At 61.3% G+C, this 15,320-nt stretch carries 12 protein-coding genes; 6 read left to right on the forward strand and 6 right to left on the reverse strand.

Going from position 1 to position 15,320, the window contains the following annotated elements; all coding sequences use genetic code 11:
• Window positions 1-2 precede the first annotated feature (2 nt).
• From ACTG2G_RS16305 to ACTG2G_RS16315, 3 genes are read right to left on the reverse strand one after another with little or no spacing between them, the layout of a single operon-like run.
• Window positions 3-1,220: a hypothetical protein gene (locus ACTG2G_RS16305; protein ID WP_439985633.1), complete on the reverse strand. Its 1,218-nt coding sequence runs from the start codon at window positions 1,218-1,220 to the stop codon at window positions 3-5.
• Between the two features lie 6 nt (window positions 1,221-1,226).
• Complete coding sequence (locus tag ACTG2G_RS16310) at window positions 1,227-1,436, reverse strand: helix-turn-helix domain-containing protein (RefSeq protein ID WP_201949611.1); 210 nt, start codon at window positions 1,434-1,436, stop codon at window positions 1,227-1,229.
• Window positions 1,437-1,443: 7 nt separating this feature from the next.
• On the reverse strand, window positions 1,444-2,055 hold the full coding sequence (locus ACTG2G_RS16315) for a DUF2975 domain-containing protein (protein ID WP_421205065.1): 612 nt from the start codon (window positions 2,053-2,055) through the stop codon (window positions 1,444-1,446).
• A 346-nt stretch (window positions 2,056-2,401) separates the two neighbouring features.
• Between ACTG2G_RS16315 and ACTG2G_RS16320 the strand changes: the two genes are divergently transcribed.
• Window positions 2,402-5,857, forward strand: a complete 3,456-nt coding sequence (locus tag ACTG2G_RS16320) for a hybrid sensor histidine kinase/response regulator (protein WP_429112138.1) — start codon at window positions 2,402-2,404, stop codon at window positions 5,855-5,857.
• Window positions 5,858-5,874: 17 nt separating this feature from the next.
• Here ACTG2G_RS16320 and ACTG2G_RS16325 read toward each other — a convergent pair whose 3' ends face one another.
• A complete protein-coding gene (locus tag ACTG2G_RS16325; protein WP_216952997.1) occupies window positions 5,875-6,486 on the reverse strand; it encodes an arylesterase in 612 nt (203 codons plus the stop codon).
• A 56-nt stretch (window positions 6,487-6,542) separates the two neighbouring features.
• Here ACTG2G_RS16325 and ACTG2G_RS16330 point away from each other — a divergent pair, with 56 nt between their 5' ends.
• Window positions 6,543-7,238: an ABC transporter ATP-binding protein gene (locus ACTG2G_RS16330; RefSeq protein ID WP_064340783.1), complete on the forward strand. Its 696-nt coding sequence runs from the start codon at window positions 6,543-6,545 to the stop codon at window positions 7,236-7,238.
• A gap of 36 nt (window positions 7,239-7,274) precedes the next feature.
• Window positions 7,275-9,722 (forward strand): ABC transporter permease, encoded by a 2,448-nt coding sequence (locus tag ACTG2G_RS16335; RefSeq protein ID WP_257687051.1) that lies wholly within the window; start codon window positions 7,275-7,277, stop codon window positions 9,720-9,722.
• A 127-nt stretch (window positions 9,723-9,849) separates the two neighbouring features.
• Here the strand turns inward: ACTG2G_RS16335 and ACTG2G_RS16340 are convergent, their stop codons facing one another.
• Complete coding sequence (locus ACTG2G_RS16340) at window positions 9,850-10,755, reverse strand: TIGR01777 family oxidoreductase (protein ID WP_439985634.1); 906 nt, start codon at window positions 10,753-10,755, stop codon at window positions 9,850-9,852.
• A 252-nt stretch (window positions 10,756-11,007) separates the two neighbouring features.
• Here ACTG2G_RS16340 and ACTG2G_RS16345 point away from each other — a divergent pair, with 252 nt between their 5' ends.
• Window positions 11,008-12,537: an EAL domain-containing protein gene (locus ACTG2G_RS16345; protein WP_439985635.1), complete on the forward strand. Its 1,530-nt coding sequence runs from the start codon at window positions 11,008-11,010 to the stop codon at window positions 12,535-12,537.
• Window positions 12,538-12,610: 73 nt separating this feature from the next.
• Here the strand turns inward: ACTG2G_RS16345 and ACTG2G_RS16350 are convergent, their stop codons facing one another.
• Complete coding sequence (locus ACTG2G_RS16350) at window positions 12,611-13,792, reverse strand: PLP-dependent aminotransferase family protein (protein WP_439985636.1); 1,182 nt, start codon at window positions 13,790-13,792, stop codon at window positions 12,611-12,613.
• Window positions 13,793-14,140: 348 nt separating this feature from the next.
• Here ACTG2G_RS16350 and trmB point away from each other — a divergent pair, with 348 nt between their 5' ends.
• Both trmB and ACTG2G_RS16360 read left to right on the forward strand, forming a co-directional pair.
• Window positions 14,141-14,854: a tRNA (guanosine(46)-N7)-methyltransferase TrmB gene (trmB, locus tag ACTG2G_RS16355; RefSeq protein WP_005335228.1), complete on the forward strand. Its 714-nt coding sequence runs from the start codon at window positions 14,141-14,143 to the stop codon at window positions 14,852-14,854.
• A gap of 48 nt (window positions 14,855-14,902) precedes the next feature.
• Entirely contained in the window at window positions 14,903-15,235 is a 333-nt protein-coding gene (locus tag ACTG2G_RS16360; protein WP_005348158.1) for a YggL family protein, read from the forward strand.
• The last annotated feature ends 85 nt before the right edge of the window (window positions 15,236-15,320 follow it).

The following is a 15,320-nucleotide window of genomic DNA, read 5'->3' on the forward strand; positions in this document are numbered from 1 at the left end:
TGTTACTGCTGCTCGCCCAGATAGAGGCGGCTGAGGCGGCGCCAGGTATCCGAGCCGATGGTGCCGGCAAGCAGCTCATTGGATGCAGCATCAAAGCGGCCATCCGGCAGCCAGCCCAGTTGGGGCAGCAGTTGCGCCATCGTCACGTCATTGTGCTGCAGCTCCCGCTCCAGCGCTTCCCAGAAGGCGCTCCCCTTGACGTAAAAGAGCGGGTAGTAGGAGCGATCGCCCGCCAGCACCTCGCGAGCCGCCCGATAGAGGCCACTCTCGCGATGGGGCAGCTGTTTGCCCCGCTCGGCCAGCTCGTTGACTGCCGTGACCTGATGCAGCCGAAAGCGGCGCAACGCCTTGATGGCGAGGTACTCTGCGAGGCTCTCGTTGACCCAGGTGGGTTGTGGAGCAGAGTGGCGAGCGCTGAGGATATGCACCGCCTCATGGGCCGAGGTGCGCAGCAGGCGCAAGGGGGCCTGTGGCGTCGGCTTGCCAGCCTCGGTGGGGTAGTTGGCGACAAACACTTGATCTCCGGCGGCGCCGCCAAGGGAGCGGGTCGCCACATCCCGACCCAGCCACACCAGTTGCCATGGCTGAGTGGGCGGATCCACATCAAGCTGGAAGGCCAGATAGTCGATGATCTCATTCAGTTGCTGCTGCAAGGGAGGCAGATCGAGCTGGTTGGCGGTCTCGTCATGGCTCAGCACCAGCCGCGGATCTGGCTTGGTGACGGGCACAGTGTTCAGACCAAACGGCAGGATCAGCGGTGGCTGGTTGACATCCGGCAGCGGTTGGCAGCTGCCATCCGGCAGACAGACCTCCCCTCGGTGGTTCCCCATCTGCCGCACAAAGTTACCCCATTCGGTCAATAGCCACTGGTTGGGAGCGAACAGCAGCGACTGTTGGGCCGAGGCATCCGCACCCACTGTCGGAGCCGGTGTGAGCGTGATCTGCCAGCCAACCTCTTTGCAGGAGAAGGGCTGGTTGAGGGCAACCGGCTGGTTGTCTGCAAGGCAGACCAGCGCGGGGGAAACCGGCGTGGCACTGCCCGGCAACTGACGAGCGGGGAGCAGGGTAAAAGGGGGCTTGCCCTGCATGGTGAGGCGCACTTGCAGCACATTGGCGCTGGCGCCCCGCTCGATAAGATAGCGGGGGCCGCTCGCGTCATTGCCAGCGCAGGCCCACAGCGGCAGCAGCCACAGGGCAAACAGGGTGATATGACGACTCATAAGGGGTTAGTGCTCCTGCTCGTAGCCCAGCAGATCGCCGGGCTGGCAATTGAGTTCACGGCAGATGGCCTCCAGAGTGGAGAAGCGCACCGCCTTGGCGTGGCCATTCTTGAGGATCGAGAGATTGGCCTCGGTGATGTCGATGCGCTGGGCCAGCTCGCGGGCGGTCATTTTGCGCTCGGCCAGCAGGGCATCGAGGCGGATGATAATGGGCATAGGATCCTCACACCGTCAGTTGCTGTTCATCGGCCAGCAGTTTGGCCTCGCGCATGACCAGTGCCAGCGCCGAGACGATCAATCCGGCCAGCAGCAACTGAAAGTTTGAGGAGCTGATATTGATGGTGCCGTGCAGTTCAGGGCCTTGCAGAGTGAGCGCTATATCCAGCAGTGGCGTGGTGATGATCTCGGCGATGAAACTGGCACACAGCAGCAGTCCGATCATTTTGTAACGACGGATCTGGTCGAAGGTGAACAGCATGGCGCATCGATAGCCACGAAACAGCTGGAGCAGTTGCCACAGGATGAGCATGAAAACTACATCAGGCAGCAGCATGACCAAGGTCGCCAGCAGGCGGGTACCCATATTGAGGGGGTAGTCGGCAATCGAGGGGGCCGTAGTGGTCACTACTGGTGAGGGCATGTTCAGTGGGACATTACTGAGTGTGGAACCGTCATTCACTGCCAGGGCATCGACCAGCTCCTGATGCAGATAGTCGTTGCCACCCAACAGGTGTGACCAGGCTCCCATGACGGTCATAAGTGGGGTGGCCACCAGTGCAAATAGCAGAACCCACTCGATTAGGCCGCTCATTCGTTCGAGCTTGTTGTGTTTCATCGTTTATCTCCAGATGGAATGTGACAGAAAGATTAGGGCCATGAACGGTGCTGCCAGCAGGGTCAGCAGCAGGCACCATTCGATAAGGTCGCTGATGTGTCCGAGCGTATGGTGTTTCATCGTTTCACCTCTTGCTTGAAAGAGAAAAAAGATGGAGCGTGCGCGCATGAAATTATTGTTTATCAATAAACAGACGCTAGTGTTTATCGTTTTGCGATATAGAGTCAAGGCTAAACTTATTGAAAAACGATAATTTCAATCTGTCCGAAGGGGATGACTTTTGGCAGCAGCCTCTCTAGACTGGCGAGGTTGTATACAAAAACTCAACATGGACAAGGAGTTATCGATGCACCAGGGATGGCTGCTGATCGGATTGTCGCTCACCTATCTGGGGCTGCTGTTTCTGATCGCCTTCGTGGCAGACAAGCACAAACGGCACCGTCTCAAGGGGCAACCGCTGCTCTACAGCCTGTCGCTGGCAGTCTATTGCACCTCCTGGACCTTCTTCGGCACCGTGGGGCAGGCGAGTGAATCGCCCTGGTCGCCGGTGCCCATCTACCTTGGCCCCATGCTGGTCTTCCTTTTTGGCTGGCGGCTGCTGGCCCGCCTTATTCTGGTGGCCAAGCGCGAGCACATCACCTCCATCGCCGACTTTATCGCCGCCCGTTACGGCAAATCCCAGCGGCTCGCCATGGTGATCGCCCTCATCGCCATCATGGGGATCCTCCCTTATCTGGTGTTGCAGCTCAAAGCCATCGTCACCGGGCTGGATCTGCTGATGGTCAACAGCGGCGGCATCAGCCCGACCAGCAATACCAGCGAGCTGGCGCTCGGGGTCACTCTGCTGCTGGCGCTGTTCAGCATCCTGTTTGGCACCCGCCATCTCGATGCCACCGAGCACCACAGGGGGATGGTGGTGGCCATTGCTTTCGAGTCGGTGGTCAAGTTGCTGGCCTTTATCGCGGTGGGGGGCTTTGCCCTCTGGCTGATCCTGAGCAAACCGGGCGAGGCTCACGAACAGGTGACCCGCGACTTTTTTGCGCAGGTGGTGGCGGTGAGCCCCAGCAACCTGCTGGAGCTTGCCATCTATACGGTGCTGGCGATGTGCGCCGTTATCTGCCTGCCGCGCCAGTTTCATGTGACTGTGGTGGAGAACAATCAGGGGCAGGATCTGCACTGGGCGCGCTGGATCTTCCCGCTCTACCTGTTCGTGATGGGGCTCTTTATCTGGCCGCTGGCACTGGCGGGCAAACAGTGGGTGGGGGCTGACATGGCCTCCGACACCTATGTGATCAGCCTGCCGATGGCCCTCGGTTTCGATGGCATGGCGATGCTGGCGTTTCTCGGCGGCACCTCGGCGGCCACCGGCATGGTGATCGTCTGCACCATCGCACTGGCGATCATGGTGAGCAATGATCTGGTGCTGCCGGTGCTGCTGCGCCGCTTCTGGCGGCAGGGGCGTGACGAGCGGCTGGTGCGGCTGCTGTTGCAGGTGCGCCGTGGCGCCATCCTGCTGATCTTGCTGGCGGCCTGGGGGCTTTACCTCTGGCTCGGCGATCTCACCAGCTTGTCGCGCATCGGTTACCTCTCCTTTGGCGCGGTGGCCCAGTTTGCGCCGGCCCTGCTGCTCGGCCTCTACTGGCGTCACGGCAATCGCAAGGGGGTCTATCTTGGGTTGAGCCTCGGGGTGAGCCTCTGGTTCGTGACCCTGCTGGTGGAGAGCGGGCTGCTGGCCGGTTCACCGCTGGCTGAACTGTTGGCGCCGCCGGACTGGCCCGCGTTTCGCGAGCTGAGTCTCGGGGCCTGGTGCATCTTCCTGAGCCTGCTCTTCAACCTGCTCGGCTATGTGGCAGGCTCGCTTCTGTCGCGCCCTGCGGTGAGCGAGCGGCTGCAGGCGGCCAACTTTGTCGGCAAGCCGAGCCGCGATACCGCCGCCCTCTATCAGGCGCGGGTCTCGGTCAAGGAGCTGGAGATGCTGGCGGCTCGTTTTGTCGGCTCAAGCCGGGTCAAGCGCGCCTTTGGTCGCTTCGCCGGTGAGCGGGGCGGCACCCTGGCGCCCCAGATGCAGGCCTCGGCCGAGCTGATTGCCCACACCGAACGGCTGCTGGCGGGGGTGTTTGGCACCTCGTCGGCACGGCTGGTGCTTGCCTCTGCCCTGCAGGGGCGCAACATGCAGCTCGAGGAGATCGCCACCATAGTCGATGAGGCCTCCGACGTGTTTCGCTTCAACCGAGGCTTGTTGCAGGGGGCGATCGAGCATATCGGGCAGGGGATCTCGGTGGTGGATAGGGAGCTTCGGCTGGTGGCCTGGAACCGCCGCTACATCGAGCTGTTCCACTATCCGCCGGGGCTTATTCAGGCTGGGCGCCCCATTGAAGAGATCATCCGCTACAACGCCCAGCAGGGGCTTTGCGGCCCCGGTGATATCGAGGATCACGTGGCGCGGCGCGTCGCCTTTATGAAACGCGGCAGCGCCCATATCTCGGCGCGGGAGCGCCCGGACGGGCGGGTGATCGAGATGCAGGGCAACCCCATGCCCGCCGGTGGTTTCGTCATGACCTTTACCGACATCACCCCGTTTCGCGATGCGGAGCGGGTGCTGCGCGAAGCGAACGAACATCTGGAGGCACGGGTGGCCGAGCGCACCCGTGAGCTCTCCGAACTCAACCGCCAGCTGCTGCTGGTGAACCAGCAGGTGGAGCGGGCCAATCAATCCAAGAGCCGTTTTCTGGCGGCGGTCAGCCACGATCTGACCCAGCCCCTCAATGCTGCCAAGCTGTTTACCTCCTCCCTGCTGGAGATGTTGCCAGATGCTGGCGAGCAGGCCCGCATCGCCCGCCATATCGACGATGCGCTGGGGGCGACCGAGGATCTCATCACCGATCTGCTCGATATCTCGCGGCTCGAAGCGGGCAAGTTCAAGGCCAAGAAGCTCGACTTTGCCCTGCGCGATCTGCTCGACAACCTCAAGGCGGAGTTTGGCGTGCTGGCGCAGGCGGGGGGGATCCACTTCTCGGTGGTGGAGAGCAAGCATGCGGTACACAGCGATGTGCGGCTGCTGCGTCGGGTGCTGCAGAACTTCCTCACCAATGCGTTTCGCTACAACCCGGGTGGCCGGGTGCTGCTCGGTTGTCGCCGGATGGGGGAGAAGATCCGCATCGAGGTATGGGACAACGGCCCCGGCATCCCGCAGGACAAGCAGGAGGCTATTTTTGACGAGTTCTCCCGCCTCGATCACTCCCGCACCGCCAAGGAGCAGGGGCTGGGTCTGGGGCTCGCCATCGCCCGTGGCATCTCGCAGGTGCTCGGTCATCAGCTCACATTGCAGAGCTGGCCGGGCAAGGGATCGGTCTTTGCGGTGACCCTCAATCTGGCGACCCGGCCGGTCACGGCCCATCAGCTGGCGGCGCCGGTGGCGCGCGACAGCCAGCTGGAGGGGGTGGCCGTGCTCTGCATCGACAACGAGCGGGACATTCTGACCGCCATGAGCACCCTGCTTTGCCGTTGGGGCTGCGAGGTGCGCTGCGCCGTCGATCTGGCCGAAGCCGAGGCGCTGGTGACAGAAGGGTTTGTGCCGCGGCTGGTGCTCTCTGACTACCACCTCGACGACGGCAAGACCGGGTTGGAGGCGCTCGCTGCCCTGCAGCGGGTGTGTGGCGACGAGCTGGGAGGCATCATCATCAGCGCTGATCGCAAGAGCGAGTTGCAGGCGCAGATCCGCGAGCGGGGGTATGGCTACATCAGCAAACCGGTCAAACCACTCAAACTGCGGGCCCTGATGAACAGCCTGCTGCTGAGTTAAACAGGGGGAGATGTTTCTTATGGCTCCATAAGGGGCTCAATAAAACCGGCTACCTTGTCGCGGATCTTGGGCTGGGCCGCAGGGGTGGGATGAATACCATCGTTCATCATAAGTTCAGGGCGCAGCGCAATATCATCCATGAAGAAGGGCAGCAGGGGCAGATCGTTAGCCTGGGCCAACTCGGGAAAGATCTGTTCGAACTGGCGCAGATAGCGGGCACCGTAGTTGCGGGGCAGCTGGATTTGGGTCAACACCACACGGGTCTGCTGCTCCTTGGCGAGCGCGATCATGCTGGCCAGATTCTGGCGGGTAATGGTCGGCGCGAAGCCACGCAGGCCATCGTTGCCCCCCAGTTCGATCAGAAGCCAGTCTGGCTTGTGCTCCTTCAGCAGCGCAGGCAGACGGGCCAGCGCCCCTTGTGTCGTTTCACCGCTGATGCTGGCATTGAGCAGGGTGTGTTTGCCCCCCTCCTCCTGCCATTTCTGGTTGAGCAGGGCAGGCCAGCTCTGCTCAGCCTGCATTTGATAGCCGGCGCTCAGACTGTCACCCAGCACCAGTAGGGTCTGGGCCTGAGCCGACGAGAGCAGGCTGCCGAGGCCAACCAAAAAGGCAAACAGAATACGCACCATCAATTCAACTCCCGCTATGGATTGTCATCAAGGGATTGGAACAAAGGATACAGAGCATGAGTTCAACCCCCATTATTGTCGTCAAGGGCCTCGGCAAATCGGTTCGCCTCGGCCAGGAAAGCCTCACCATCCTTGAAGGGATCGATCTGCAAGTCAATAGCGGCGAGACGGTGGCCCTGGTCGGCGCCTCAGGCTCCGGCAAGTCCACCCTGCTGGGATTGCTGGCAGGACTCGATCTGCCGAGTCAGGGGGATATAGAAATCCTCGGCAAATCCCTTGGCGAGCTGGATGAAGAGGGGCGGGCCCGATTGCGCGCCGAGCAGATCGGCTTTGTGTTCCAGTCGTTCCTGCTGCTCCCGACCATGACGGCGCTGGAGAATGTGATGCTGCCCGCCGAGTTGCGCGGCGAGCGGGATTGCGAGCCAAGAGCCCGTGAACTGCTGGCGGCGGTCGGGCTTGGCGAGCGGTTGCACCATCTGCCACCACGGCTTTCCGGCGGTGAGCAGCAGCGGGTGGCCATTGCTCGCGCCTTTATGACCCGTCCCAGCCTGCTGCTGGCAGACGAGCCGACCGGCAACCTCGACAGCAAGACCGGCGAGAAGGTGATCGAGCTGCTGTTTGAACTCAATCGCAAGCACGGCACCACCCTGGTGGTGGTAACCCATGACCATCAGCTGGCCGAACGCTGCCAGCGGCAAGTGGTCATGACGGCGGGTCGGCTGGATCGCGAGGTGGCCCATGATGTGGTGTAACGGGGTGAGCTGCGGGTCAGGCGGGAGATGCAAGGGATGATGCAGTGGCGATTGGGATGGCGACTGCTGCGCCGGGAAGGTTTCAGCGGCGAGCTGCGCTGGTTTGTGCTGGCGCTAGCGCTTAGCGTGGCGTGTGTCTTGAGTGTGGCATTGGTGGCGGATCGGCTCGATGCCGGACTCAAGGCGTCGGGCCGCGACTTTATCGGAGCGGATCGGGTGTTGCGCACTGCCGCTGCGCTGCCGGATGGCTGGCTGGCCCGAGCGAAACAGGATGGCTTGGCGGTGCAGACCACCGTCAGCTTCAACAGCATGCTGTTTCACGGCGACGCGCTGCAGCTTGCCTCCATTCGGGCTGTGCCCGACGGTTTCCCTTTCTACGGCAAGCTCACTCTGGAACCTGCCCGCGCCCCGGCTCCCGGCGAGATCTGGCTCTCCGCCCGGGTGATGCAGCTGCTCAAGGCTAAAACGGGGGATGAGCTGGAGGTGGGCAATACGGTGCTCAAGGTGGCAGGCCTGCTTGGCGAGGAGCCGGATCAGGGCTTCAGCCCCTTCCTGCTGGCGCCGCGTGCGCTGATCCACAGTGCCGATATCGAGGCGACCGGCGCCCTGCTCCCCGGCAGCCGCCAGCAGTGGCGCTATCTGTTCAAGGGGCCGCGAGAGTCGCTGGCCCGTTACGAGCAATGGCTGCTGCCGCAATTGCAGGCCGGACAGAAGTGGATCAAACCGGATGACAGCGAATCCCAAGTGGGCCGCTCGTTGGCCAATGCCGAGCGTTTCTTCCGGCTCGCCTCGCTAAGCGGGGTGTTGCTGGGGGCGTTGGCGATGGGGATTGCGGTGCGCCACTTTGCCGAGCGCCAGACCAATATGGTGGCGCTGCTCAAGACGCTGGGGGCATCCCGTCGCTCGCTCTGGCAACTGATGGGAACCCTGCTGCTGTCGCTGACGCTGATCGGTGCGCTGCTGGGTCTGGTAGCGGGCACCGTCATGCAGTGGATCACCTTGCAACTGTTGGGGGACCTGCTGCCGCCGGATCTGCCACCCCCCTCCTGGCGCCCCTTTGCGCTGGGGGTGGCGGTAGCGCTCTTTATCACCATGTTGCTCGCTTTTGTGCCCTTCTTGCGTCTGCTGAAGGTGCCGCCGCTGCGGGTATTGCGCCGGGAGCTGGAGGCGGGTATTCCCCCCTGGCTGGCCCTGCCGGTCGGCCTGTTCGGGCTGTTTGCGCTGGTCTGGGGCTTTACCGCCGATGTGCGGCTGGCGCTGGGTCTGGTGGGTGGCATGGGCTTGCTGATGGGGCTGCTGGCCCTGCTGGCGGCGCTGATGTTGCGGCTGGGAGTAAAAGTGAGCGGGCCTCATGCCTTGCGGTTGGCGCTCGCCCACCTGTCGCGCGAGCGCAGCAGCGGCCTGTTTCAGCTGGCGGGCTTTGCGCTGGCGCTGATGCTGTTTGGCTTGCTCTGGGCGGCCCGGGTCGATCTGCTGGATGAGTTTTCAGCCCGTCTCCCGGTTGATGCGCCCAACCGTTTTCTGGTCAATGTGGCGGAGAACGAGCGGGAGGGGATCCTGAGCGAACTGGCGGCGGCCGGGGCCAACACCTCCGACTTCTACCCCATGGTGCGCGGCAGGCTGACCCATATCGCCGGTGAGGCGGTGGGCGAGGGGGCCAGCAGTGGCCGCGAGGGGGTCGATCGGGAGCTCAACTTCACTACCACGGCAACCCTGCCAATCGACAACAAACTGGTGGCCGGGAAATGGCTTGCCGGGCCCGGCGAGGTGTCGGTGGATAGCGAGTTGGCCAAGCGACTCGATATCAAGCTGGGGGACATGCTCGCTTTTACCATCGAGGGGCGCAGCTTCGGCGCCAAGGTCACCAGTTTGCGCAGCATAAAGTGGGACAACATGCGCCCCAACTTCTACATGATCTTCTCCGGTGATCTGCTGGCCCCTTTCTCAAGCACTTGGCTTGGCAGCTACCGGCTGCCCGAGGCGGGGCGCTCTGCCGAGGTGGAGTTGATCCGCCGTCACCCCACGGTGAGTCTTATCGATGTGGATGACCTGATTGCGCGGCTCACTCAGGTCTCGGAGCAAGTGAGTAGGGCGCTGGCGCTGATGCTGGGGCTGGTGACAGTGGCCGCGCTGCTGGTGCTGCTGACCCAGACCCAGGCCAGCATGGCTCAGCGTCGGCGCGAGCTGCTGTTGATGCGCACCCTGGGGGCCAGCAGCGACCTGCTGAAAAAGATGCTGCGCTGGGAGCTGGTGGCCAGTGGTGCGCTGGCGGGGCTCTGTGCCGCCATGGTGGTGGAGCTCTGCTCCTTTGGCCTGCAGTGGTGGTGGTTCGAGGGGCAGTGGCAGTTCCACTGGGCCATCTGGCTCGGCCTGCCAACGCTGGGGGCGCTGCTGGTGACGCTGGCGGGGCAGGGGATGCAGCGCCAGCTGCTGGCTGGCACCCTGAGCGATCGGCTGCGGGGTCTGGGCCAGGGGTTGTTGTAATCCCGCCAGCGCGAGCCGATGCACACAAGGTGCAATAGCGCAGCCACAATAAACAAGCTGCCCGGCCATTGGCCGGGCAGCTTGTTATGTGAGGTGCTGATGAGCGGACGCAGCGAGCGGGTGTGAGTTAGCGGGGCTCGCGCAGCAGATTGGCGAGGGCGCTCGGCAGCTCGGGATAGCTGAAGTGAAAACCGGCCTGTTGCAGCCGTGCTGGTATCACCTTTTGTCCGGTCAGCAGCAGATCTGCCGCCTCCCCCATCACCAGTTGCAACAGCGGCGCCGGCACGAAGAAGAGGTGCGGACGGTGCAGCGTGGTGGCAAGGGTCTGGCTGAACTCCCGGTTGCTGACCGGATGAGGGGCAGTGCCGTTGAAGATGCCGCTGCACTCTTCGTGATCCAGCAAGAACAGCATGGCGCGCACCAGGTCCTGCACATGGATCCAGCTCATCATCTGGCTGCCCGATCCCATGGGGCCGCCGAGTCCGAGTCGGTAAGGGGGGAGCATTTTGGGCAGGGCGCCGCCATCCATGCCAAGCACCAGCCCGATCCGCACGATACAGACCCGGGTTTGGCGGCTCTGGGCCTCCTGCGCCAAGGTTTCCCACTGCTGGCAGAGCTGGTGGGTAAACTCGTCGTTGGGAGAGCGGCACTGCTCATCGAGGGTTTCGGTGCCCTGTCTGCCATACCAGCCGATGGCGGAGGCGTTGATCAGCACCTTGGGCAGCGTGCTGGATAGCTTGATGAGATCTACCAGTTGCTCGGTCAGTAGCCAGCGGCTATCGCAGAGCAGCTGTTTGCGCGACTCGCTCCAGCGTCCGGCGGCAATGGGTTCACCGGCCAGATTGAGCACCGCGTCCACGTCATTGAGGTCATCGAGCCGGTCGAGGTTATCCAATACCTTGATATCGTGACCCAGCAGGGAGTAAGCGCGGCTCCCCTGCCTGCTCAATACCACGACCTCGTGATTGACCTTGAGATGGGCAACCAGCTTGCGGCCGATAAAGCCGGTTCCTCCGGTAATAAGAATCTTCATCGCTGCACGCTCCTGCTGCCGTTTGCTCTACTCTAATGGCGTCGTCCTCCTGCAACAAGTGAGACGTGCTTCGGGAGTTATCTGTTTGACGTTTGTTAACTCTATCCTCTTCTTACGACATATTGTTGAACAATAGTTTGAATTGATTGATTTTTGTTGGGTGGACATTTGTTGATCAATCGCTATTATGGCGACCCTTTTCGCCTGTCCAACGAGGCTGTCACCCATTATCCGAGCATCAAAGAGGCCGCCATGCCATTTCGTCGTTTGAAACTTCGCCAGCTTTACTCGAGGCTTCTGCTGGCGCTGCTGATGGGGGGCGGGATCCTGCTGCTGGGGGTTATTGCAGTTATCTGGCAGACCGTGACGGAGATAGAGCGTGATGCCGATTCACGGTTGCAGCATGCCCGTGTGATGTTTGATCGCACCATCGGCCATGCCCGGCAAGCGGCCATCAATGTGGAGGGGATGCTTGGTCACCCCTGTAAGGAGGCGGCACAACTGCTACGCGAGCAGGTGGCTACGATCCCCGATGTGCGGTCCGCCAATCTGGCTGTCGGCAGTCGTATCTACTGCTCCTCACTCTATGGCGACTACGATGGCCCTTTCAATCCAGACAACTTCGTGGCTGGCTGGTTGCAACTGCTGCCTGGTAATGAGGTCACACCGGATCGCCCCTTGATTGTGCTGCGTCAAGCAACGGACAAGGGGAGTGTGCTGATCGGTGTAGATGGCTACTACCTGCGCAATACTCTGGAGATCTCCAGCAAGAACTCCCCGATAGCCCTGGTAGTGGGGCAGAGGGCGCTGTTTGGTTCAGGTCAGGTCGGGGCGGCGCCCTCTCCAGCAAAAGAGGGGTATATGGTGCTATCTTCAGCCGATTTCCCCTATCAGGTCGTCACCTGGGTGACGGTGCATGACTACTTGAGCCATGCATGGCGCCACTCCAGAGAGACCTTGTTCCTCTTTCCGTTGCTGGCGCTGCTGATTGGATTCGGCACCTTCAGGCTGGTGGGGCGTAGCAGCTCGCCAGCGGAGGAGCTCAAGCGGGCGTTGATCGAGGAGGAGTTTATCCCCTATCTGCAGCCGGTGGTCTCCGGTGAGGATGAGCAGTGGCGTGGCTGTGAGGTGCTGATGCGCTGGCAGCATCCCAAGCAGGGGATGATCTCGCCGGATCGCTTTATTCCGCTGGCGGAAGATAGCGGGTTGATCGTGCCCATGACCAGCCTGTTGATGGCGCAGGTGCGCGACCACTTCTCCCCTTATGCCCGCAAGCTGCCGGCCAAGTTCCATTTTTGCTTCAATATCAGCGCCAAACACTTTCAGGATCTCGACCTGTTGGCTGACTGCAAGGCGTTTCTCGACGCGTTTAAGGACAATCCCGTTGATTTGGGGCTGGAGCTGACCGAGCGTGAACTGCTGGTAGCTGATGAGACAACCGCCCGGATGTTTGCCGAATTGCGCAAACTGGGCGTGTTGATCTCTATCGATGATTTTGGCACCGGTCACTCCAGTCTCACCTATCTGCAACAGTTTCAGGTCGATGCAATCAAGATTGACCGGAGCTTTGTGGAGATGATCGGCACGGATGCACTCTCCAGCCATATCGTTGAAAACGTGATTGATCTGGCGAAGCGACTTGAATTGATCCTGATCGCGGAGGGGGTCGAGAAGCAGTCGCAGGCGGACTACCTGCGGGCGCGCCACGTTGACTATCTGCAAGGGTATCGTTATAGCCGCCCCATCCCGATGAAGCAGTTTTGCAAGACCCTGTTTGGCTGAACGGGTGAATGGGGAGCATGAAAAACCAGCGATCACTCGCTGGTTTATTGTTGGTACGGTTTGGCTTGGGCGATCAGAGCATGCGCTGGAGGGCGCGGGCCAAGCGTTTGACCCCCTCCTCGATGGTCGCTTCATCGACGCAGGAGAAGCTCAGGCGCAGGGTGTTCTTGATCTCGGGGCGCACGTAGAAGGGGGCGCCGGGTACGAAAGCCACCTTCTCCTTGATCGCCTCGTCAAACAGCGCCATGGCACTGATGTGGGCTGGCAGGGTCAGCCAGAGGAACATACCCCCTTCCGGTCGGGTGTAGCTGACGCCGGGCGGGCAGTGACGGGCCAGCGCGGCTTCCATGGCGGCGCGCTGGCGGCCATAGACCTCCTTGATCTTCTCCAGGTGAGCGTCGAGGGAGTTGTCGGTCAGGAAGCGGTGCAGCACCTGCTGGCTGAAGGCGTTGCTGTGCAGATCGGTCGCCTGCTTGGCGATGGTCACCTTCTTGCGCAGCCACTCCGGCATCACCATCCAGCCCAGACGGAAGGCAGGCACCACGGTTTTGGAAAACGAGCCGAGCAGCACGGTATTGTTTGGCGCCAGCTTGGCAATGGGGGGCAGATGCTCGCCCTCGAAGCGCAGCTCGCCGTAGGGGTCATCTTCCACCATCAACAGCTCGTGGCGCACCAGTCGCTCGGCCACTGCCTCGCGGTTGGCACGGCTGTAGGAGACACCGCTCGGGTTCTGGAAGTTGGGCACGCAGTAGAGCAGCTTGGCATTGGATCCGCTTGCCAGCAGCGCATCCAGCGCCGCCAGATCCAGTCCCTCTTCTTCAAGGGTGATCGGCTTGAAGGTGGGCTGGTAGACAGAAAAAGCCTGAATGGCGCCAAGGTAACCCGGCTCTTCGATGATGAGATCCTGACCCTCGTCGATCAGCACCTTGCCCAGCAGATCCAGCGCCTGCTGGGAGCCGCTGGTGATGAGGATATTGTCCGGATTGACCTGCATGCCGTGGCGGGTCAGATAGCGGTCGGCAATATACTGGCGCAGCGGGGCGAAGCCCTCGGTCGCCGCATATTGCAGGGCCGCAGCCCCCTGTTCGCGCAGTACATCCTGACAGGCCTGATCGATCGCTTTGACCGGAAACAGGTGGGGATTGGGCAGGCCACCGGCGAAGGAGATGATCTCCGGATTGGCGGCAACTTTGAGGATTTCACGGATAAAGGAAGGTTCAACCTTCTCGAAGCGCTGGGCAAAAAACGGCTGCATAGACAATTCTCTCGGCATGTGGGCGGTCGCTCCATTCGACCGCCAGGTTATCCGTTTGTATCAGATTTCAGAAATGAGGCAATGATTGTCACAAAAATCGCCAAAAAAGGGCTGGAACGACTCTGCTGCGGATTATATTGGACGGTTAGTCGGTATGGTGATGCCAGTGAGGGTGCAGGGAAGTGGATGGCCGGAATATTTGTTGCGCGAAACACTTGCGCCTTGGGCCTATCTTGGGATAATTCGCTCCCTGTTTTCGCGGGTCGATGAAATGCCGAGCCGCGAGCGGTCCCGCTCGGGATCGGACACAAGATGTATTACCCGGATTGATGAAATAACGAGACCATTATGCCTGTGACCCAAGATGTATTTAACGAAGACGGCAAGTTCATGCGCAAGATCCGCAGCTTTGTCCGTCGCGAAGGCCGCCTGACCAAAGGGCAGGAGAAAGCCCTGGAAGAGCTCTGGCCGGTCATGGGCATCGATTTCGAGCCAAAGCAGCTCGATCTGGTCGCACTGTTTGGCCGTGAAGCACCTGTGGTGCTGGAGATCGGCTTTGGCATGGGCGCCTCTCTGGTGGAGATGGCGAAGAATGCCCCCGAGAAGAACTTCATTGGTATCGAAGTGCACTCCCCGGGCGTGGGTGCCTGTCTGGGTACCGCTCAGGAAGCGGGCGTCACCAATCTGAAGGTGATCTGCCACGATGCGGTCGAGGTGCTGGAGCACATGATCCCGAACGGTTCACTCTCCTGCCTGCAGCTCTTCTTCCCGGATCCCTGGCACAAGAGCCGTCACCACAAGCGCCGCATCGTACAGCCTGCGTTTGCCCAGGATATTCGCCAGAAGCTGGCCATCGGTGGCGTGTTCCACATGGCGACCGACTGGGAAAACTATGCCGAGCACATGCTGGAAGTGATGAGCGCCGCCGAGGGTTACGAGAACACCTCTGCCACCGGCAACTGGGTGCCTCGTCCGGACTGGCGTCCGCTGACCAAATTTGAACAACGTGGCCACCGTCTCGGCCACGGGGTTTGGGATCTGATTTTCAAGCGTGTCAGCTAAGCTGGCACGTCAACACACCTAGCGTATCAACTAACTTGAGGAGCTATCATGGCCAATCGTAGCCGCCGCCTGCGCAAGAAACTGCGCGTCGATGAATTCCAGGAAATGGGTTTCGACATCAGTTTCAACTTCCCGGTCGGCACTGCCGAAGAGACCATCGATGCGGTAGTCGATGCGATGATCGATGAGGTTGTTGAACCCCGTAAACTGGCTTTTGCCGGCTCCGGTCACCTGGCCTGGGAAGGGATGATCTGCACCCAGCAACTGGGCAAGTGTACCGAAGAAGACCGCGCTGCCGTCAAATCCTGGCTGGAAGGCAAGGGGATGGAAGCCGTGGTCGTTACCGAGCTGTTCGACCTCTGGTACGGTGAACCGGCCTGATACAAGGCTGCCGCATCTGGCGCCTTGTTGTGGGTAACTGAAAAATCCCGCCGCTGGCGGGATTTTTGTCAGTGGGGATGGGATT

This window comes from Aeromonas sp. 55A (assembly GCF_051919665.1).
GTDB lineage: Bacteria > Pseudomonadota > Gammaproteobacteria > Enterobacterales > Aeromonadaceae > Aeromonas > Aeromonas veronii.